Below are 20,608 nucleotides of genomic sequence, written 5' to 3' on the forward strand. Positions count from 1 at the left end.
GGGCTATTCGCCTTCGGCGGTCCGAGTGGCGGGAGGCTGGTCGTCGCCGACGGTCTCCACGGCGTCGGCCTCGCCGATCTCGGGTGCGACCGCGGACTCCTCGGGCGCGGGCACCTCCGCAGCATCACGGGAGTAGACCTTCAGCCGCTCGACGATGTCGGGGATCGGCGCCGCCGGCGTCTCGTCCTCGTCCTCGTACTCGTCGTGCTGCTCGCGCTTGAAGAGGCGCCCGAGACCTCCTCGTTGCGCCTTCGCGGCATCCCGTTGGCGGCGTCGCTCCTCCTCCTCGGCGAGGCGTGCCTGCTCGCGCTCCTCCGCTTGGCGCCGACGCTCGTCCTCCGCAGCCTGCTTCGCGGCGGCCTTCTCGGCCTCGCGGGCCGCGGCCTCCTGGCGCTTGCGCTGCTCGGCGTCGAGCTTCGCCTGCACGCGTTCCTCTTCCGCCCGGCGCGTCGCGGCCTCCTTCTCCTCCACCGCCCGGCGCTTCTCGTCCTCGGCGCGTTGCTTCGCGGCGACCTTCTCGTCCTCGGCGCGCCGCTTGGCCTCCTCGCGCGCGGCTGCCTCGTCACGCTTGCGCTGCTCCTCCGCCTCCTTGGCGAGCCGGCGCTCCTCCTCGGCCTGCCGCTTGGCCTCCGCCTTCTCCGCGCGGCGCCGCCTCCGCGCATCGCCTCTCGATTCCTTCCCTTCCGTGACCTCCGCGGAGCCGAGCTCGTCCTGGTCCAGCTCGTCTTCGTCCAGCTCGTCATGGTCGAGCTGCTCGTCGAGCTCCTCGGTGGCCTCCACCAGGGCGACCTGCTCCTGCGCCTCGGCCTCCAGCCGCGCCGCCGCCTCCTCGGCCGCCGCGATGCGGGCCCAGGCTTCCGCTTCGGCGCGGACGCGTTCGGCTTCTTCGGCTTCGCGGCGTGCCTGTTCGGCGGCTTCGGCTTCGGCGCGGGCGAGTTCGGCTTCTTCGGCTTCGCGGCGCGCCCGCTCGGCAGCCGCGGCCGCGGCCGCGGCTTCTGCCCTTGCGCGCTCCGCAGCTTCGGCTTGCTCGGCTTCGGCTCGTGCGCGCTCTGCCGTCTCGGCTTCGACCCTCGCGCGCTCGCGCTCCGCGGACTCCGCCTCGATCCGCGCCGCATCCTCCGCCTCGCGCCGCGCCCGTTCCTCCGCCTCTGCCAGCGCACGCTCGGCGGCCGCCGCGGCCTCCCGGCGGGCCGCCTCGACGGCAGCCGCGCGGTCTCGCTCAGCGGCGGCCTCGGCCGCAGCCGCGGCGGCGACCCGAGCTGCCTCCTCGGCGGCGGCAACCTCCGCGGCTTCGTCGGCCTCGGGAGCGTCGGGAACGATCGTCATGCGGGGGCTCGCAACGCCGAGCTCGTCGTTCAGCCGCCGCAGCTCGCTCCGGCGGATCTTTCCGCTCGACGTCTTCGGGAGCTCCTCCACGAACGTGATCGCGCGCGGGTACTTGTAGGGAGCGGTCACCGCCTTCACGTGCTCCTGGAGCTCCCGCGCGAGACGATCGCCCGGCTCGTGGCCGGGCCGGAGCACGACGAACGCCTTGACGATCTGCCCGCGGTCGAGGTCGGGCACGCCGACGACGCCGCTCTCCGCCACGGCGGGGTGCTCGAGCAACGCACTCTCGACCTCGAACGGCCCGATCCGGTACGCCGCGGAGAGGATCACGTCGTCGGAACGCCCGACGAACCACAGGTACCCGTCCTCGTCCCTGACAGCCCGGTCGCCCGTCAGGTACCAGCCGTCCCGGAACATCGCTTCGCTCTCCTCCGGGGCGTCCCAGTAGCCCACGAAGAGCGTCGGCGGCCGGCCGATCAAGGCGAGGTCGCCCTCGACGCCGGGCGGGCAGACGTGACCCGAGTCGTCGATCACAGCGACGTCGTGGCCCGGCGTGGGCACGCCCATCGACCCGGGCCGGAGCGGCGCCCCGGGCGGGTTCGCGACGAGCAGCGAGTTCTCCGTCTGCCCGTAGCCGTCGTGGACCGTGATCCCGAGCGCGTCCTGGAAGCGCGCGATCACCTCGGGGTTGAGGGGTTCGCCCGCCGACACGGCGTGCCGCAGTCGCGGCAGGTGCGCCGCGCCGAGGTTCTCGAGCTTCGCCAGCATCCGGTACTCGGTCGGCGCCTGGCAGAGGATCGTGACGCCGAGGCGCTGGATCAGCGAGAGGCGTTCCTCCGCGTCGAAGGGCCCCTCGTGCAGCACGATCTCGGCGCCGTGCGACCACGGGCCGAGGAGGGAGTTCCAGATCGCCTTCGCCCAGCCGGTTCCCGCCGTGCACCAAACGACGTCGCCGTCATGGGCGTCGAGCCAGTGCGTCGCCTGGGCGCGTTGGGCCCATGTGTACGCGTGCGTGTGGACGACCCCCTTCGGATCCTTCGTCGTCCCCGACGTGTAGAGGATGAGCGCGGTCTCGCCCGCCATCGTGTCCTCCGTCGGCGCGACGGGCATGTAGCGGCGCAGCTCCTCGAGGGCGTCGTCGAGGTAGAGGACGGAGACGTTCGCCCCGACCTGGTGGCGCATCTCCTCGATCTCCTGCTCGAGGGAGCGGTCGGCCACGACCAGGCGCGCTCCCGAGTGGTGCACACGGAACGCCAGGTCGCGGGCGCGCAGCATGTCCGGGCTCGGCACGGAGACGAGGCCGCTCTTGAGCGCCCCCAGCATCGCGCCATGCCACGCGGGCACCTTCCCGATCGCGAACAGCACGCGGTCGCCACGGTCGAGCCGTGTCCGGAGGAGATGCGCCCAGCGGGCCGCGTCGCCGGAGATCTCGTGGAACGTCTTCCGGTCGACGATCCCCTCACGGTCGACGAACGTCAACGCCGACCGTGCCGGATCGGCGGCGAGCGTGTCGACGACGTCGCGCGTGAAGTTGAAGTGCGCCGGTACCTCCCAACCGGGTGCGTACGGCCCCGCGTGCGGGATGTCGACCTTGGTTCGCCGTCGCAGAAGCGCCACGTCAGATCCGCCTGCGCCTCAGGCGGTGCGCTCCCACGCGTCGCGGTAGTCCTCGCGGACCGGCTGGAAGACGTCGAGCACGAGCGCTCCCTCCGGTCCGCAGTAGGCCGAATGCTCGACGCCGCCGGGGAGGACGTAGCCCTCCATGGGGCCCAGCTCGTGCGCGACGCCGTCGACCACGAGCGCCTGCATCCCGCGCAACACGATGCCGAGCTGCTCGTGCACGTGGCTGTGGAGCGGCACGGTCGAGCCGGGCTCGAACTCGATCAGATTGAGCATCGCGCCCGCGCCGAACAGCGGGCGTCCGCTGACGCCGTCCGTGAGTGCGAACGGACGTACCTCGTCGAAACGGACGAATGCGGGCTCCACCGGCATGACTCTACTCCGCCTCATGGTCGGCACTTTCGGCCCCAGGCTTGATCGATCATCGATGGCCGGAGCGAGGCGGTATCGTCCGCTCCGTGGCGACGATCGCCTCGGATCTGCTCCGGACGCAGGCCTACGTCGACGGGCGCTGGAGCGACGCGGAGAGCGGCGAGACCTTCCCCGTCGTCGATCCCGCGACGGGCGACACGGTGGCGACGGTCCCGCGGCTCGGGCTGACGGAGACCCGCAGCGCGATCGAGGCCGCCGCCCGCGCGCTTCCGGCGTGGCGCTCCCGGAGCGCGAAGGATCGCGCCCGCGTCCTTCTCCGGCTCGCGGCGCTGATGGCCGACCGAGCCGAAGACCTGGCCTCCCTGATGGTGCTCGAGCAGGGCAAGCCGCTCGCCGAGGCGCGCGTCGAGATCGGCTACGCGCTCTCCTTCTACGAGTGGTTCGCGGAGGAGGCCAAGCGCGTCGACGGGTCGATCATCCCGTCGCCGTGGGCCGACAAGCGCATCCTCGCCACGCGGGAGCCCGTCGGTGTCACGGGAGGGATCACGCCGTGGAACTTCCCGTCGGCGATGGTGACCCGAAAGTCGGCACCGGCACTCGCCGTCGGCTGCACGATGGTGCTGAAGCCCGCGGAGCAGACACCGCTCTCGGCGCTCGCGATCGCCGCGCTCGCCGAGGAGGCGGGGGTACCCCCCGGCGTCTTCTCCGTCGTCACGGGTGCCGCCGAGGACGCGCCGGTGATCGGCGCGGAGCTGACGTCCAATCCGCTCGTGCGCAAGCTCGGCTTCACCGGCTCGACGGAGGTCGGGAAGCTGCTGATGCGGCAGTGCGCGAATCAGGTCAAGAAGATCTCGTTGGAGCTCGGCGGCAATGCCCCATTCATCGTCTTCGACGACGCCGACCTTGATATCGCGGTCGACGCTGCGCTGGTCTGCAAGTTTCGCAACTCGGGGCAGACGTGCATCTCGGCCAACCGGATGCTCGTCCAGGCGCGGATCTACGACGCGTTCGTCGAGCGGTTCTCGGCCGAGGTGGACGCCCTGAAGGTCGCCGACGGGTTCACGCCGGACGTGCAGGTCGGCCCGCTGATCGACGAGCCCGCGCTCGACAAGGTCGAGAGCCACGTCGCCGACGCGCTCGCCGGCGGGGCCGAGCTCGTGACGGGCGGCGAGCGGATCGAGGGGCAGTTCTACCGCCCGTCGGTGCTCACCGGGGTCACGGCTGTGATGCGGATGAGCCGCGAGGAGACGTTCGGCCCGGTCGCCGCGATCGCGCGCTTCGAGACCGAGGACGAGGCGATCGCGATCGCGAACGGAACTCCCTACGGGCTTGCCGCGTACTACATGACGAGCGACCTCGCGCGGACGTGGCGCGTCGGCGAGGCACTCGAGTACGGGATCGTCGGCGTCAACACGGGCCTGATCTCGACGGAGGTCGCCCCCTTCGGCGGGGTCAAGGAGTCGGGCATCGGGCGGGAGGGCTCGTCGTTCGGCGTCGACGACTGGACAGAGCTCAAGTACTGGTGCATGGGCGGGCTGAAGCCCGCGCCTGCGCGAGAAGGACGGGAATCGGTCGATTCAGCGGCTCCCGGTCCTTCCAATGTCTCTCCCAAAGGGAGAGACGGGTGATCGTCGAGCAGCGCGACTACCACGTCTACACCGGCAAGCTGGCGGAGCTCGTGCGCCTCTATGCAGATGAGGGCATCGCGATTCAGCAGGCGGTGCTCGGCCGTCTGCTCGGCGCCTTTACGACGGACATCGGCACGCTCTCGACCTACACGTCGCTCTGGGGCTACACGAGCTTTGCGGAGCGGGAGGAGCGACGTGCGGCCCTGCAGGCGAGGAGCGACTGGCAGGCGTTCCTCGCGAGGATCCAGCCGCTGATCCACACACAGTCGAACCGCATCCTCGTGCCGACGTCGTTCTCGCCGATCGCGTAGAAGAGCGGGTCATGGCGCAGCTCGAGGGGAAGGTCGCCGTCGTCACCGGAGCGGCGCAGGGGATCGGCCGGGCGATCGCCGACGGGCTCGCTGCCGAGGGCGCCAGGATCGTCGTCGCCGACCTGCGCGGCGCCGAGGAGGCAGCCACGGCGTACGCGGACGGCGTGGGCCTCACCGTCGACGTCTCCGACGAGGCGCAGGTCGCGCGGCTCGTCGACGAGACGCTCGCGCGGTGTGGCGGCCTCGACGTGCTCGTCAACAACGCGGGCCTCTACGCCTCGCTCCAGATGCGGTCGTTCACCGAGATCCCGCTCCGGGAATGGCAGCAGGTGATGGACGTCAACGTCGCGTCGATGTTCCTGACCTGCCGCGCCGCCGTCCCGGCGATGCGCGAGCGGGGCGGCGGCGCGATCGTCAACATCTCGTCGGGCACGCCGTTTCGCGGCGTCCCGTTCCTGCTCCACTACGTGACGAGCAAGGGCGCGATCGTCGCATTCACGCGGGCGCTCGCGAAGGAGCTCGGTCGCGACGGGATCCGGGTCAACTGCGTCGCCCCGGGCTTCACGATGTCGGACGGGGTCAAGGAGCACCCCGAGGTGATCGAGCAGCTCCGCGACGTCTCGGTCGCAGCCCGCACGATCCAGCGCGACCAGGAGCCGGAGGACGTCGTCGGCGCCGTCGCCTACCTCGCCGGCCCCGCGGCCTCGTTCGTCACCGGGCAGACGATCGTCATCGACGGCGGGCAGTACTTCCACTGAGATGCGGCTCTCGCTCTACCGTTTCGAGACGGGCGTCGAGACGATCGGTGGGAACCGGGTCGTCTACGACCTCGAGCGCGGCCACGCACGCTTCGGGGCCGCCGTGGTGGACGGGCCGGCCCTCGTCTGGCAGCTCGATCCCGCGGAGGCCGACGCCGACGGAGCGCTGCTCTCGCAGTTCGTCCAGCTCGACCCCTTCGCACCGTGGGTGATCCGCTGCGACCGCATCGACTTCGCGCTCGGCGGGATCGCGTACCGGCACACGCATCCAGGGCCCGGGATCCGGTACCTCCTGCGCGGCGAGCTCGAGGTCGAGACCGACGGCCACTCGGCGTTCTACGGGCCGGGCGGCGCCTGGTTCGAGAGCGGCCCCGACCCGGTGGTCGCGCGGGCGTCGGCGCACCTCGAGACGTCCTTCGTGCGCGCGCTCGTGCTGCCGGCCGAGTGGGCCGGCAAGCGGACGATCCGGTATCTGGAGCCGCACGAGGCGCGCGAAGTGGGCCAGACCGCCTCGGTGCTGCTCGAGCACGCGATCGCGCTCCCCCGGTGAGCCGCACCGGCGGCAGGATCCTCGTCGACCAGCTCGCCCTGCACGGGGCCGACCTCGCGTTCGGCGTGCCCGGTGAGAGCTACATCGACATCCTCGACGCGCTGCGGGACAGCCCGATCCGCTACGTGACGTGCCGCCACGAGGCGGGCGCGGCGAACATGGCGGAGGCCTACGGGAAGCTGACGGGGCGGGCGGGGATCTGCCTCGTCACGCGCGGCCCGGGCGCGACCCAGGCGTCGGTCGGCGTGCACACGGCGTTCCAGGACGGAACGCCGCTTCTGCTCCTCGTCGGTCAGATCCGGCGGAACGACAGCGAGCGCGAGGCGTTCCAGGAGATCGACTACCGGCGCATGTTCGGCCCGCTGACGAAATGGGTCGCGGAGATCGACCGCGCCGACCGGATGCCGGAGCTCGTCGCCCGCGCGTTCCGGACGGCGACGTCCGGACGCCCTGGCCCCGTCGTCCTGGCTCTGCCCGAGGACATGCTCGCCGAACGGGCCGACGTCCGCGACGCCTCGCCCTACGCGGCCGCGCAGGCAGCGCCGACGGCGGCCGACCTCGCGCGCGTGCGAGAGTTGCTCGCCGCCGCCGAGCGGCCGCTCGTCGTCGTCGGAGGCCTTCCGTGGAACGGCGAGGCGGCCGCGGCGCTCGCGGCGTGGTGCACGGCGAGCGGCGTCCCGGTTGCGGCCGCCTGGCGCTGCCAGGACTACGTCTCGAACGATGCCGTCTGCTACGCCGGTCACCTCGGCCTGGGCGCCGACCCGGCGTTGCGCGACCGCTTCCGCGACGCCGACGTCCTCCTCGTCGTCGGCGCGCGGCTCGGCGACATCGAGACCGGTGGGTACACGACGATCGTCCCGCCGCGGGTCGGGGGCACGCTCGTCCACGTGCACCCCGATCCGGACGAGCTCGGCCGCGTCTACGAGCCGGCGCTCCCGATCGTCTCGTCCGGCGCGGCCTTCGCGGAGGCGCTCGCCGGGCTCGACCCGCTCCCCCGGGGACGCGAGGCGATCGAAGCGGCCCACGGCGAGTACCGGGCGACGCTCGTCGGGCGCCCGCTTCCCGGCTCGCTCGACCTGACGCGCGTGATGGGAATCCTGCGCGAGCGGCTGCCCGACGACGCGATTCTCACGAGCGGCGCCGGGAACTTCACCGTCTGGGCGCATCGCTTCTACGTCTTCCGCCGGTACGGCACGCAGCTCGCGCCGGTCTCCGGCGCCATGGGCTACGGGCTGCCCGCCGCGATCGCCGCGAAGCTGCTCCATCCCGGACGGGTCGTCGTGTGCCTCGCCGGCGACGGCGACCTCCTCATGTCCGCGGGCGAGCTCGCGACAGCACGGCAGACCGGGGCGAACGTCGTCGTCCTCGTCGTCGACAACGGCATGTACGGGACGATCCGCATGCACCAGGAGCGGCGCTTCCCCGGACGGGTCAGCGGCACCGACCTCGAGAACCCCGACTTCGCAGCGCTCGCGCGGTCGTTCGGGTGGCACGCCGAGAGGGTCGAGCGGACCGACGACGCGCCTGCGGCACTCGACCGCGCGCTCGACGCCGGCGCGCCCGCGCTGCTCCACCTACCCGTCGACCCGGAGGCCCTGACGCCGCGCCAGACGCTCTCCGAGATCCGCGCCGAGGCCGAAGCGCGCGCGACGCGGCCGTCGTAGGCTTGCGCTCCCCGACCACGAGCACCGAGGAGGCACGATGGCCAAGTCGTACGCCAGCACCGTGATCGACGCGTCCGCCGACGATGTCTGGGCCCGCATCCGCGACTTCAACGGCCTTGCCACCTGGCACGGCGGGCTCGTCGCGACGAGCGAGATCGAGGACGGGCGCTCCGGCGTCGAGGTCGGCGCGATCCGCAGCTTCACCCTCACCGACGGCACGCACCTGCGGGAGCAACTGCTCGCGCACTCCGATCTCGAGCGCTCCTACACCTACGACTTCCAGAAGACGCCGTTCGACGTCGACAACTACAAGGCGACGATCCGCGTCACGCCGGTGACCGACGGCGGCAAGGCGTTCGTCGAGTGGTGGACGACGTTCGACTGCGACCGCGACAAGCAGGACCACTGGGTCGGGTTCTTCGCGAGCCAGGTCTTCGGCGGCGGCCTCGACGCGCTCAAAAACCACTTCTCGGGCTAGCCGGACGGCTAGGCCCGGGTCCAGAAAAAGGCGCTTCTGTGCAGGTTGTTCTTTCCTTTTCGCGTGGTCGTACGTACCATTTGGTCCCCCCATGAGACGTCGGACGACCACACTCTCGCTCCTCGTGATCGGCCTCGTGGCCGCCGTCGTCGCGAGCGCCTCGGCCGCGGCCGGAGATGTCGCCCGTTCGGGCGGCGTCCAGCTCACGCTTCCCGACGGCTGGTCGAAGGTCGTCTCGCGCGACACGCGGGTCGACGACCCGCGAACGCTCCTCGTCATCGGCACAGACGGCGTGAAGGGGATCGACAGCGACTGCCAGGTCTCCTCCTACCGCGTGCCCTCGGACGGCGCGGTCATCGTCGTCATCGGCTGGCGCGACTCGGTCGGCGGCACGGGCCTCCTGCCGCTCTCGGCGATGAAGCTTCGGCGCGGGACGTTCGACTGCTTCGCCGGACGAGGCGCTGTGGGACGGCTGACGCGTCGGGACCGCGACTTCCAGGTCAACGTCATGGTCGGCGACCGTGCCAGCGCGGCGACGATCGACGCCGCCTTCGACGCGGTGAAGTCGTTCGGCCTCGCACCGCGCGCCTAGCCGAGTGCCGGGGCGCCGCGAGTTCCGCGTCGCCGGCCAGGCGGAGCCGATCTCGCACTTCACGGACGCCGTCCAGGCGGGCGACCTCCTCTTCGTCAGCGGGATCGTCCCGGTGGACGAGAACCGCGAGCTCGTCGGCGGCGACGACGTGGTCGCGCAGGCACGGGCTGTCTTCGCCAACATGTCCGACGTGCTCGCGGCAGCCGGCTGTACGTTCGCCGACGTGGTGAAGGTGACTGTGTTTCTCACGGACGTCGCCGACCGGCCCCTCGTGAACCCCGTGCGCGAGGAGTTCTTCGGCGAGACACGACCCGCCTCCACGCTCGTCGAGATCTCGGCGCTCGTCATTCCGGGCGCGAAGATCGAGGTCGAGGCCGTCGCGCTGGTGCCCTCGTGAGCGGCCACCCGGACGACCGCTGGAACGCAGTGCTCACCTGGCTCGACGAGCCCCTCCGAGGCGCGACGTCGGGGCTCCTCGAGGGCCGGACGCTGCTCGTCAAGGACCTGATCGACACCGCCGGGGTCCGCACGACGTATGGCTCGCGGATCTACGCGGATCACGTGCCCGCGCGCAGCGCGACGGTGGTCGACCGCGTGCTGGCCGCGGGGGCGGTCGTCCTCGGGAAGGCGAACCTCGTCGAGTTCGCATGGGGCGTGCTCGGCACGAACCCGTGGTACGGCACCGTGCGCAATCCCGCCCGTCCGGGGGCGACGACCGGCGGTTCGTCCAGTGGCAACGCCGCCGCGATTGCCGGCGGCCTGTGCGATCTCGGGATCGGCACGGACACCGGCTGCTCGGTGCGGCTGCCGTCCGCCGCGTGCGAGACGGTCGGGCTCAAGACGCGGCTCGGAAACGTGCCGATCGACGGCGTCTTCCCGCTGTGCCCGTCGTTCGACACGGTCGGTCCGATGGGCCGTACCGTTTCCGACGTCGCCGCGCTGTGGTCGGTGCTCGCCGGCCGTCCCGTCCCCGAGCCGGCGCTTCAGGGGCGTACCGTCGGCCTCCTCCGCAGGGCGCCGAACCTCGCCGACGGGCGCGAGACCGAGTCGAGCGACGCGGCCGAGGCGTGGGTCGGGCGGCTCGAGGCGCTCGGCGCCCGGGTCGTCGAAGCGACCATGCCCGGGCCGAGCGCCAACACCTGGCCCGTCTTCGAGCACGAGGCGGCCCGCTCGCATGCCGCTACCTTCCCGAGTCGCGCCGACGAGTACGGGGACGTGATTCGCGCGAAGCTCGACGCGGCGCAGCGCGTCTCGCCCGACGCGGTCACCGACGGGTACCGCGCGCTGCTCGAGTGGCGGCAGCTCGTGCCCGAGGTCGACCTGTACGTGAGCCCGTGCGTCGCGATCGAGTGGCCGCCGGAGGACGCGGACGAGCCCGAGGTGCGGCTGCCGCTCTCCTCGTTCATGCGGTGGGTGAACCTGCTCGGCTGGTCTGCGCTCGCGATCGGAAACCTGCAGCTGATCGCGCCCGCCGACGAGACGGTGCTCGCGGCGGGCCTCGCCTGGGAGCGCGGCTAAGCGCACCGGCGCGCCCGGCAACAATCGATAATCGGTTGAAAGGCCCTGGACGCGCCGATAGGCTCCGCACGGACGTGGGGCGCCGGCGATCCACACACACTGCGGAGTGCGTCCTGACCCCGCGCCCGGTGGGGGCGCGGTGACGGAGCGGCTGCGGCACACACCTCTCTCGCAGGCCATTCCACTCGGCATCGCTGCCGCGGCCGTCCTCTTCGCGCTGCTCTACGTCGTCGCGATCGCCGATCCCTCGACGGGCGTCGGCGACAACTGGCGCACCACGAACTTCGGCTCGGCGATCGACAACCCGGGGGCGTTCCTGTTCACGCTGCTCGACGCGGTGACGTTCGCGGGGCTTCTCTTCATCGTCGCGAGCGGCTTCTCGCTGATCTTCGGCCTGATGCGCGTCGTCAACATGGCGCACGGCTCCTTCTATCTCCTCGGCGGCTACATCGCGTACGAGATCCAGCAGTCGATGACCGGCGCGGGCTTCTCGGTGCAGCCGAGCGACGTCAACACCTGGGAGTGGGTGCTCCCGCTCCTCGTCGCGATGGGTGTGATCGCCCTCTTCGGGCTGGGCATCCAGCAGCTCCTCCTCCGCTGGAACCAGGGTCAGGACCTGCGACAGGCGCTCATCACGATCGCCGTCTCTGTGATCGTCGCCGACCAGGTGATTGCCCACTTCCCGCGGCACGTTCCCGAGGGCACGAAGCCGTTCGGCGGGAACTCCGTGGGCATCGGCTGGCCGGGCTGGACCAACCGCCTCGTCGACTTCCACATCTGGGGCGTGCAGTACTCCCTTGCACGTCTCGTGATGCTCGCGCTCGGCGCGGCGGTCGGGATCGCCCTCTGGCTCTGGCTCTACCGGACGAAGACCGGCATGGTGATCCGAGCGGGGGTCGACGACCGTCAGATGACCTCGGCGCTCGGGATCAACATTCAGGTGACGTTCGCGATCGCGTTCGCCGTCGGCGCCGCGCTTGTGGCGCTCGGCGCGACGGTCGGCACGTCGCAGGGCAACATCTCGCAGGGACAGGACGGCGTGTGGCTTCTGAACTCGCTCGTCGTCGTGATCATCGGCGGCATGGGCTCGCTCCTCGGCGCGGTCGCGGGCTCGCTCCTCTTCGGCCTCGTCACCGCGTTCTCGGCCGGCTACCTGCCGACAGCGTCGGCCGACTGCTGCACGCAGTACTCGCCGGTGCTCACGTTCGTCCTCATGGCTCTCGTCCTCGCCTTTCGGCCGCGAGGGCTGTTCGGGAGAGAGGCGTGAGCGTGTACGCGCGGAAGTCGGCCGTCGAGCGTGTGATCGGCGTCGCCGTACTCGTCTTCGTCCTCTTCGCGCCGCAGCTCGTCTCGGGCTTCTGGATGGACACCGTCCTGACCCAGACCTTCATCCTCGGGATCGGGGCCGCGAGCCTCGTGTTCCTCTCCGCCTACGGCGGGATGATCTCGCTCGCCCAGGCCGGGCTGATGGGCATCGCCGGCTACGCGCTCGGGAACATGGTCTCCGAGCGCGTCGCGGGCGGCGAGACGAAGGGGCTCCTGCTCGGCTGGGACCCGACGCTCTCCGTCGTCCTGGCCATCCTCCTCACCGTCGGGATCGGGATCCTCTTCGGCGCCGTCGCCTCGCGGAGCTTCGGCATCTACTTCCTCATGCTCACACTCACGTACTCGGTGATCGGGTTCCTCTTCGTCAGCCAGGTCACGCAGGTGGGCGGGTTCTCGCCCATCGCCGGGATCGACCGGTACACGCCCGGGTTCATGGGCGACGTCGTCAACGACCGCCAGCGCCTCTACTACGTCAGCCTGCTCGTCGCGATCGTCGTCTACGTGCTGATCCGCTACCTCGTCCGGACGCCGTTCGGGATCGCGCTCGAGGGCATTCGCGACGAGCCGACGCGCATGGCCTCCCTCGGGTTCAACGTCACGCTGCACCGCACGGTGGCCTTCGCGATCGGGTCGCTGATCGCCGCTCTCGGCGGGGTGCTCTTCGCCTGGTGGTCGGGGCAGCTCTCGCCCTCGGACATCGGCTTGTCGGCGACGATCCAGCTGCTCGTGATCGCCGTGATCGGCGGGCTGACGAGGATCGAAGGCGCGTGGCTCGGTGCTTTCGCCTACATCTGGATCTCGAACGAGGTGACGAACCGGATCCCCGAAGACGGGCTCTGGGTCGTCGGAGGGACCTTCAACACGGTGATCGGGCTCGCGTTCCTCGCGATCGTGATTGCCTCGCCGGACGGGCTGATGGGCGTGTGGGATCGCATCTGGAACGGTTTGCGGAGCCGAGGCGGGCCCGGGGAGCCCGCCGTCGCCGCCGGGTCCGCAGGGTCGCAGGCGTAGCGAAAGGGGGTCGGAGACGACCGACATGCGTGGGTTTGGGACGTCACATCCAATCGGAGACACGAACAGAAGGAGGGCACCAACATGAGTCGACGCAACGCGTGGAAGCTGGTGCTTCCGCTCGCGGTGCTCGCACTCGGCACGACCCTGCTGGCGACGTCTGCACTCGGGGCGTCGGGAGGGGTCGTACGGGTTGCGGTCATGACCGACTGCAAGGGCGCGTTCGGCGGGGCCTACGAGGTGGGCGCCGCCGGAGCCAACATCGCGCTCGCGCAGTTCGCCGGCGGCAAGGTGAAGAACAAGAAGAAGCCGTCCGCAGGCATCACCGGCGCAAAGGCCGGCGGGAAGAACATCCAGGTCGTCGGCTACGGCTGCGGCGACGACACCCCGGCGACGATCCTCAAGGAGACCCGCCGGCTGATGCAGCAGGCCAAGGCCGATGTGATGGTCGGTCCGCTGTCGGGCGACGAGGCCGTCGCAGTGGCGAACTGGGCCAAGGCACGGCCGACGAAGACGGTCATCATCGGCACCGCCGGGTCGCAGGACCCGACGCTGCAGATCGCGCCGAAGAACGTGTTCCGCTACCACGGCGACGGCGCCCAGTGGAACGCCGGAATCGGCGAGATCGTCTACAAGAAGCTCGGCTGGCGGAAGGCCGCGATCATCATGGACGACTACAGCTTCGGCTGGACGTCCGGGGCCGGCATCATCGCCGACTTCTGCGCGATCGGCGGGGAGATCACGAAGCGCGTGTTCCCGCCGCTGAACACGACGGACTACTCGTCCTACGTCCGGCAGCTGCCGCCGCCGGGTCAGGTGGACGGGTACTTCTGGGTCGTCGGCGGCACCGGCACCGGGCCGGCGCTGAAGGCGTTCGAGCAGGCATACGGCACGATCAAGCCGACGCAGCACTCGGGGAACCTCTTCCTCTGGTTCCTGACCGGGTTCCAGGACGTCGCGCCGCGCCTGATCGGCTCGTACGTCGGCGGCTTCGGCACCGCGCCGGGGCTGAAGGGCAAGGCCGTCAACCAGTACCACGCCTTCGCGAAGAAGACGTATCCCAGCCTCACGAACGCCAACTTCGACGACGGCTTCCTCTACAACTACTACCAGGGCACGAAGGCGCTCGTCGACGGCCTGAACAAGTCCGGCGGCGCGGTCGGGGTGAGGCTGCAGAACGCCCTGCCGAGGACGCTCTCCGCTCCGTTCAACATCTCGAACGGCGGGAACGTCAAGCTCGACTCGAACCGGCAGGCGATCCAGGACCAGTGGCCCGTCCAGATCGTGAAGGGCCCGAACGGCCCGACCGTCACGCTGACCGGGTACGTGCCCAACGTCGATCAGTCGTTCGGCGGACTGTTCACGAAGTCGAGCCCGGCACCGGGCCGCACGCAGCCTCCGTGCGTCAAGAAGACGCTGCCGTGGCAGGGCAAGATCCGCGAGGTGAAGAACGGCGCCGTCACCAACACGGTCATCAAGTGAGGCAGTGACCGAGAACGAACACAGCGTGGGGGACGGGCTTCGGTCCGTCCCCCACACGGATTCCCTCGTGGGGGACGGGGCTCAGTCCGTCCCCCACACAGGTTCCGCGCCGACCCTCCGCTTGCGGGGGGTCGGCCGGCGTTTCGGTGGTCTGCTCGCCGTGCGGGACGTCGACCTCGACGTCGCGCAGGGCGAGCGCCGCGCGGTGCTCGGGCCGAACGGCGCGGGCAAGACAACGCTCTTCAACCTGATCTGCGGCGACATGCCGGTCTCGAGCGGAACGATCGAGCTCTACGGCGAGGACGTCACCCGGAGCCCCGCCCGGACGCGCGTGAAGCTCGGGCTCGCGCGGACGTACCAGCAGTCGCGGCATCTCCTCGGGCTGACGGTCGAGGACAGCATCTACCTGTCGATCGTCGGCGTGGAGGGCGGTCGCATGCGACCGGTGATCCTCGGCCGCGATTCCGAGAGACGCGAGCGGGCGCGGGAGGCTGCGAATCGCGTCGCGATCGAGCACAAGCTGCACGAACGCGTGGGTGACCTCTCGCACGGCGAGCACCGGCAGGTCGCGATCGCGATGGCGCTCGCCGCCAAGCCCCGCATGCTGATGCTCGACGAGCCCGCGTCGGGCCTCTCGCGCGGCGAGCGCGTCCTTCTCACCGAGCTCCTGCTGGGGCTCGACCCCGCGATCACGCTGATCCTCATCGAGCACGACATGGACATCGCGCTCCGCGTCGCGCAGAGCGTGACGATGATGCACGACGGCCGCGTGATCGTCGAAGGCACTCCGGACGAGATCCGCGCGAATCAGACCGTGCACGACCTCTACCTCGGACGCCATGAGTGAGGCCGCGCCCGCCTCCTCCGCGCCGGCGGAGACGACGGTGCTCCTGGAGATCGAGGGGCTCGACGCCTTCTACGGGAAGGCGCAGGTCCTCGACGACGTGAACTTCCGGATGGGGCACGGATCGGTCGCCATCGTCGGCCGGAACGGCATGGGCAAGACGACCCTCTGCAACGCGATCATGGGCATCACACCGCCGACGGCGACGGGGTCGATCCGCTTCGCGGGCGAGGAGCTCGTGGGCGGCCACTCGTACCGGATCGCGCGCCGCGGGATCGGGTATGTCCCGCAGGGGCGGCGCCTCTTCCCGTCCCTGTCGGTCGACGAGCACCTGAAGATCGCCTCCCGCGGCGCCGCCGAGGCGGATGGTGAGGCGTGGACGCGGGGACGCGTCTACGAGCTCTTCCCGCGGCTCGCAGAGCGGAAGCGCAACGGCGGCGCCCAGCTCTCGGGCGGCGAGCAGCAGATGCTCGCCATCGGCCGCGCGCTCGTCACGAACCCGCGGCTGCTCGTGATGGACGAGCCGTCGGAGGGCCTGGCGCCCGCGATCATCGAGAACATGGTCGAGACGTTCCAGCAGCTCGAGCGTGACGGCCTCGCGATCCTCTTGATCGAGCAGAATCTCGGGGTCGCGACCGCGCTCGCCGAGCGGCAGCTGATCATGGTCGCGGGCACGATCGCCGCCGAGACGACGGCGAACGCGCTGTCGAGCGACCCCGAGCTGCAGCGGCGCTACCTCGGCGTCGAGCCGCTCGCCCACTAGCCTTGCGCTTCCTCCTCTCCCCGAGCTTCCGGGCGGGTCAGCTCGCCGCCGTCGCGGCGGCCTGCCTCCTGCTCCTCGGGGGGTGCGGCGGCTCCGGATCGCCCGGGGACGACATCGTCTTCACCTCGACGCGCGACGGCGACTACGCCCTCTTCGGGATGAACGCCGACGGGAGCGATCAGGGCAGGCTCACCGACGAGCACGGAGACACCTCGACGCCCGCCGGCACGACCTTCCAGATCGACCCCGACTACTCGCGGGACGGCAGCAGGATCGCCTTCGCGAGCGCCCGCACGGGGTCGCTCGACGTCTACGTCATGAAGGCGGACGGCTCCGACACCCGCCGCCTGACGACGACGCGCGGGAACCAGTCGCAGCCGAGCTGGTCGCCGGACGGGTCGCGCATCGCCTTCCAGAGCGACCAGGACGGCGACCACATCTACGTCATGGGCTCCGACGGCAAGGGGGCCCGCAGGCTGACGAACGACCCGGCGCCCGAGATCGAGCCGGCCTGGTCGCCCGACGGCAGCTGGATCGCCTACTCGCGTCGCCTGCCGGGCAGCGAGATCCGCGAGCTGTGGCTCGTGCGCCCCGACGGCTCGGGGCGGAGGCGGCTGACGGCGCGGGCGCAGGCGGCCTACGCGCCTGCGTGGTCGCCGGACGGGAAGACGATCGCGTTCGCGTCGAAACAGGAGACGGGCCGCTTCGAGATCTACGCGATCGGCTCGGACGGGAGGGGCCTGCGTCGGGTGACGTTCTCGAACGAGGACGCCTTCGAGCCGGCCTGGTCACCCAACGGGGAGACGCTCGCGTTCTCGCGCGGCGGGTCGATCGTCACGGTCGATGCGAGCGGCGGACACCCGAAGGTGCTCACCGACCCGGACACCAACGACTCGAGCCCCGACTGGAATCCTCGTAGACACGACGGAGAGGAGCAGAGCTGATGGCGACCGTGGTGCTCGTCGGGACCCTCGACACGAAGGGCAGGGAGTACGCGTTCCTCGCCGACCGGATCCGCGAGCACGGCGTGGACGTCCTCCTCGTCGACGCGGGGGTGATGGGCGAGCCGCTCGCCTCGCCGGACGTCACGCGGGAGGAGGTCGCGTCGGCCGCCGGCGCCGACGTCGCCGCGCTCGCGGCCGCGGGGGACCGGGGCGTGGCGATCGAGACGATGGCACGCGGCGCGTCCGAGGTGGTGAAGCGGCTCCATGCCGAGGGCCGGCTCGATGCGATCGGCGGTCTGGGCGGCTCCGGCGGCTCGGCGCTCGTCACGCAGGCGATGCGCGCGCTGGAGATCGGCGTCCCGAAGCTGATGGTCTCGACGGTCGCCTCCGGCGACACGAGCCCCTATGTCGGCTCAGTCGACGTGACGATGATGTACTCGGTCGTCGACATCGCGGGCGTCAACCAGGTGTCCGCGCGGATCATGGCCAACGCCGCAGGCGCGCTGGCAGGGATGGCGAAGGCGACCGTCCCGCCGCTCGGTGAGGAGCGACCGATCGTCGTCGCCTCGATGTTCGGCGTCACGACGCCTGCGGTCACGACCGCCCGGGAGCGGCTCGAGGAGCTCGGCTACGAGGTGCTCGTCTTCCATCAGACGGGCGCGGGCGGTGGCTCGATGGAGAAGCTACTCGAGGCCGGCTTCGCGGTCGGGTCGCTCGACGTGACGACGACGGAGTTCTGCGACCTGGTCGCGGGAGGCGCCCTCGCCGCGGTACCGGAGCGGCTCGAGTCGGCGGGCAAGGCGGGGATTCCGCAGGTGGTCTCGCTCGGCGCGCTCGACATGGTCAACTTCGGGCCGATGGCGTCGGTGCCCGAGCGGTATCGCGACCGGAACCTGTACGTCCACAACCCGACGATCACGCTGATGCGGACGACGCCGGACGAGTGCCGGCAGATCGCGGAGATCGTGGCACGCAAGCTCAACGCCGCGACCGGGCCGACGGTCCTCTACGTCCCGCTGCGAGGTGTCTCGGCGATCGCGACGGAGGGGCAGGTCTTCTACGACCCGGAGGCGGACGAGGCGCTCTTCTCGACGCTCCGCGAGCTCGTCGACACGTCGAAGGTGGAGGTGCACGAGCTCGAGCTGGACGTGAACGACCCCGAGTTCGCGCTCGCGATGGCGAACCGGCTGCACGAGCTGATCGGAGGGTGGTCCTGATGGCCGAAACCGACGTCTTGGCGGAGACCGGTGTCAGACACCGCTTGTCAAGCCCCGGGTGTGCCGACTTCGGGTCGGTCGTTCCACGGAGACGGAAGCAGGCTGTGGAAGGAGTACTCGAATGACAAGAGATGAAGCACTGGCGCGCCTGCGCGGGCAGATCGAGGCGCGCAAGCCGATCATCGGTGCAGGCGCCGGCACGGGCCTCTCCGCCAAGTGCGCGGAGGCCGGCGGCACCGACCTGATCATCATCTACAACTCCGGCCGCTACCGGATGGCCGGCCGAGGCTCGCTCTCCGGCCTGCTGCCGTACGGCGACGCCAACGCGATCGTCGTCGACATGGCGAGCGAGGTGCTGCCGGTGGTCGAGCAGACGCCGGTGCTCGCGGGCGTCTGCGGCACCGACCCGTTCAGATTGATGGACGTCTTCCTCGACGAGCTACGCCGGATCGGCTTCAGCGGCGTGCAGAACTTCCCGACCGTCGGCCTCTTCGACGGGACGTTCCGCCAGAACCTGGAGGAGACGGGGATGGGCTACGGCCTCGAGGTGGAGATGATCCGTCTCGCCCACGAGAAGGACCTGCTCACCGCCCCGTACGTCTTCACCGTCGACGAGGCCGTCGCGATGGCGAAGGCCGGCGCCGACGTGCTCGTCCCACACATGGGGCTGACGACCGGCGGTGCGATCGGCGCGGAGACCGCGAAGTCCCTCGCCGACACCGTCCCGCTGATCCAGGCGATGCACGACGCGGCGAAGGAGATCAACCCCGACGTGATCGTCCTCTGCCACGGCGGCCCGATCGCGGAGCCGGACGACGCGGCCTACGTCCTGGCCCACACCGACGGCGTCGTCGGCTTCTTCGGTGCCTCCTCGATGGAGCGCCTGCCGACCGAAAACGCGATGACCGAGAACATGCGCCGCTTCAAGGCGATCCCCGTCTGAGAGAGGAGACGACGATGAGCCGCTTCGTGATGAACGAGGACGTCGAGACGGCGACCTTCGACTGGGGAACGGCGGGCATGCGTGGAGCGCCGACCATCACGGGCTGCGAGAGCTACGTCGTGATGGACGTCGAGCTCGCGCCGGGTTTCGCGCACCCGTTCCACAAGCACCCCGACCAAGACGAGATGATCGTCCTGAAGGCAGGGCGCATCGTCCAGTGGCTCGGCGAGGATCAGCGCGAGCTCGGGCCGGGCGACTCCGTCCACATCGACCGCGACGTCGTCCACGGCTCGTACAACGACTTCGACGAGCCTGCCCACCTTCAGGTCGTGCTCGCGCCCGCGCACGGCGAGGGCGGCTATACGGCGGTCGACGTCTCGTCCGAGGAGCCCTGGGCCTCGCTCCGCGGCTGACGGGGCGCGCGACGCGTCCGTCTCAGCGGCCGTCGTCAGGCGGGATGCTCTGACGCTACGAGGCGGTCGTACGCGGGCAGCGTGAGGAACTCGACGTAGTCCGGCTGCGTGGCGACGCGCTCGAAGATCGCGCGCGCGTCGCCGTAGCCGTCGCCGAGGCTCGCGAGCTCCTCCTCGGTGACGCGACGAACGTCGTCCTCGTCGAAGCGGCCGTGATGGAGCCACTGCCAGATCTGCGAGCGCGAGATCTCTGCGGTCGCCGCGTCTTCCATCAGGTTGTTGATCGCGACTGCGCCCGAGCCCTGCAGCCACGCCGCGAGGTACTGGATCCCAACCGAGACGTTGTTCCGCAGGCCCGCTTCGGTGATCTCCCCGGGCGTCGCCTGCACGTCCAGGAGATCCGCGGAGCGGATCTCCACGTCGTCGCGTTGCCGGTCGATCTGGTTCGGCCGGTCGCCGAGCACGCGGTCGAACGACTCCATCGCCACCGGGACGAGGTCCGGATGGGCGACCCACGTCCCGTCGAAGCCCTGCGACGCCTCGCGGTCCTTGTCCTCGCGCACCTTCTCGAGCGCGAGCGCGTTCACCTCGGCGTCGCGCCGCGACGGGATGAACGCCGCCATGCCTCCCATCGCGTGCGCACCGCGCCGGTGGCACGTCTTGACGAGGAGCTCGCAGTAGGAGCGCATGAACGGCACCGCCATGGTCACGTCGGCCCGGTCGGGCAACACGAACTCCGGGCGGTGGCCGAGCTTCTTGATGACGCTGAAGATGTAATCCCAGCGACCGGCGTTGAGCCCCGCCGAGTGCTCGCGCAACTCCGAGAGGATCTCGTCCATCTCGAACGC

At 70.7% G+C, this 20,608-nt stretch carries 21 protein-coding genes; 18 read left to right on the plus strand and 3 right to left on the minus strand.

Annotated elements, in window-relative coordinates:
- Positions 1-3: 3 nt before the first annotated feature.
- Together VNM44_RS06790 and VNM44_RS06795 are read right to left on the minus strand one after the other, a co-directional pair.
- Complete coding sequence (locus VNM44_RS06790) at positions 4-2,943, minus strand: AMP-binding protein (RefSeq protein WP_325624052.1); 2,940 nt, start codon at positions 2,941-2,943, stop codon at positions 4-6.
- Positions 2,944-2,961: 18 nt separating this feature from the next.
- Positions 2,962-3,312, minus strand: coding sequence for a cupin domain-containing protein (locus VNM44_RS06795; protein WP_325624055.1), 351 nt, complete (start codon positions 3,310-3,312; stop codon positions 2,962-2,964).
- Positions 3,313-3,404: 92 nt separating this feature from the next.
- Between VNM44_RS06795 and VNM44_RS06800 the strand changes: the two genes are divergently transcribed.
- From VNM44_RS06800 to VNM44_RS06885, 18 genes are all read left to right on the plus strand, one after another.
- Complete coding sequence (locus VNM44_RS06800) at positions 3,405-4,946, plus strand: NAD-dependent succinate-semialdehyde dehydrogenase (RefSeq protein WP_325624057.1); 1,542 nt, start codon at positions 3,405-3,407, stop codon at positions 4,944-4,946.
- Positions 4,943-5,257, plus strand: coding sequence for an NIPSNAP family protein (locus VNM44_RS06805; RefSeq protein ID WP_325624060.1), 315 nt, complete (start codon positions 4,943-4,945; stop codon positions 5,255-5,257). Before VNM44_RS06800 ends, VNM44_RS06805 begins: the two co-directional genes overlap by 4 nt.
- 11 nt (positions 5,258-5,268) lie before the next feature.
- Positions 5,269-6,015 carry a glucose 1-dehydrogenase gene (locus VNM44_RS06810; protein ID WP_325624062.1) on the plus strand — a complete coding sequence of 249 codons (747 nt, stop codon included), beginning with the start codon at positions 5,269-5,271 and terminating at the stop codon, positions 6,013-6,015.
- 1 nt (position 6,016) lies between these two features.
- Positions 6,017-6,565 carry a hypothetical protein gene (locus tag VNM44_RS06815; RefSeq protein ID WP_325624065.1) on the plus strand — a complete coding sequence of 183 codons (549 nt, stop codon included), beginning with the start codon at positions 6,017-6,019 and terminating at the stop codon, positions 6,563-6,565.
- Entirely contained in the window at positions 6,562-8,229 is a 1,668-nt protein-coding gene (locus VNM44_RS06820) for a thiamine pyrophosphate-binding protein (RefSeq protein ID WP_325624068.1), read from the plus strand. Before VNM44_RS06815 ends, VNM44_RS06820 begins: the two co-directional genes overlap by 4 nt.
- A 37-nt stretch (positions 8,230-8,266) precedes the next feature.
- Positions 8,267-8,707 (plus strand): SRPBCC family protein, encoded by a 441-nt coding sequence (locus VNM44_RS06825; protein ID WP_325624071.1) that lies wholly within the window; start codon positions 8,267-8,269, stop codon positions 8,705-8,707.
- Between the two features lie 91 nt (positions 8,708-8,798).
- Positions 8,799-9,299 (plus strand): hypothetical protein, encoded by a 501-nt coding sequence (locus VNM44_RS06830; protein ID WP_325624073.1) that lies wholly within the window; start codon positions 8,799-8,801, stop codon positions 9,297-9,299.
- A gap of 4 nt (positions 9,300-9,303) precedes the next feature.
- On the plus strand, positions 9,304-9,696 hold the full coding sequence (locus tag VNM44_RS06835) for a RidA family protein (RefSeq protein WP_325624075.1): 393 nt from the start codon (positions 9,304-9,306) through the stop codon (positions 9,694-9,696).
- Entirely contained in the window at positions 9,693-10,817 is a 1,125-nt protein-coding gene (locus tag VNM44_RS06840) for an amidase (protein ID WP_325624078.1), read from the plus strand. The genes VNM44_RS06835 and VNM44_RS06840 overlap by 4 nt, the downstream gene beginning before the upstream one ends.
- A gap of 106 nt (positions 10,818-10,923) precedes the next feature.
- Positions 10,924-12,084 carry a branched-chain amino acid ABC transporter permease gene (locus VNM44_RS06845; RefSeq protein ID WP_325624081.1) on the plus strand — a complete coding sequence of 387 codons (1,161 nt, stop codon included), beginning with the start codon at positions 10,924-10,926 and terminating at the stop codon, positions 12,082-12,084.
- Positions 12,081-13,154 carry a branched-chain amino acid ABC transporter permease gene (locus VNM44_RS06850; RefSeq protein WP_325624083.1) on the plus strand — a complete coding sequence of 358 codons (1,074 nt, stop codon included), beginning with the start codon at positions 12,081-12,083 and terminating at the stop codon, positions 13,152-13,154. The genes VNM44_RS06845 and VNM44_RS06850 overlap by 4 nt, the downstream gene beginning before the upstream one ends.
- Before the next feature lie 84 nt (positions 13,155-13,238).
- Complete coding sequence (locus VNM44_RS06855; protein ID WP_325624085.1) at positions 13,239-14,636, plus strand: ABC transporter substrate-binding protein; 1,398 nt, start codon at positions 13,239-13,241, stop codon at positions 14,634-14,636.
- A gap of 67 nt (positions 14,637-14,703) precedes the next feature.
- Positions 14,704-15,483: an ABC transporter ATP-binding protein gene (locus VNM44_RS06860; protein ID WP_414652961.1), complete on the plus strand. Its 780-nt coding sequence runs from the start codon at positions 14,704-14,706 to the stop codon at positions 15,481-15,483.
- A complete protein-coding gene (locus VNM44_RS06865) occupies positions 15,476-16,243 on the plus strand; it encodes an ABC transporter ATP-binding protein (protein WP_325624090.1) in 768 nt (255 codons plus the stop codon). The genes VNM44_RS06860 and VNM44_RS06865 overlap by 8 nt, the downstream gene beginning before the upstream one ends.
- A 2-nt stretch (positions 16,244-16,245) precedes the next feature.
- Positions 16,246-17,187, plus strand: a complete 942-nt coding sequence (locus VNM44_RS06870) for a hypothetical protein (protein WP_325624092.1) — start codon at positions 16,246-16,248, stop codon at positions 17,185-17,187.
- Complete coding sequence (locus tag VNM44_RS06875; RefSeq protein WP_325624094.1) at positions 17,187-18,404, plus strand: Tm-1-like ATP-binding domain-containing protein; 1,218 nt, start codon at positions 17,187-17,189, stop codon at positions 18,402-18,404. The genes VNM44_RS06870 and VNM44_RS06875 overlap by 1 nt, the downstream gene beginning before the upstream one ends.
- Positions 18,405-18,525: 121 nt before the next feature.
- Positions 18,526-19,347, plus strand: a complete 822-nt coding sequence (locus VNM44_RS06880) for a phosphoenolpyruvate hydrolase family protein (RefSeq protein ID WP_325624096.1) — start codon at positions 18,526-18,528, stop codon at positions 19,345-19,347.
- Positions 19,348-19,361: 14 nt separating this feature from the next.
- A complete protein-coding gene (locus VNM44_RS06885) occupies positions 19,362-19,760 on the plus strand; it encodes a cupin domain-containing protein (RefSeq protein ID WP_325624098.1) in 399 nt (132 codons plus the stop codon).
- A 35-nt stretch (positions 19,761-19,795) separates the two neighbouring features.
- Here VNM44_RS06885 and VNM44_RS06890 read toward each other — a convergent pair.
- On the minus strand, positions 19,796-20,608 hold an 813-nt coding region (locus tag VNM44_RS06890), incomplete at its 5' end, for a malate synthase (protein ID WP_325624100.1).

The sequence above is a fragment of the Gaiella sp. genome (assembly GCF_035558935.1).
Classification (GTDB): domain Bacteria; phylum Actinomycetota; class Thermoleophilia; order Gaiellales; family Gaiellaceae; genus Gaiella.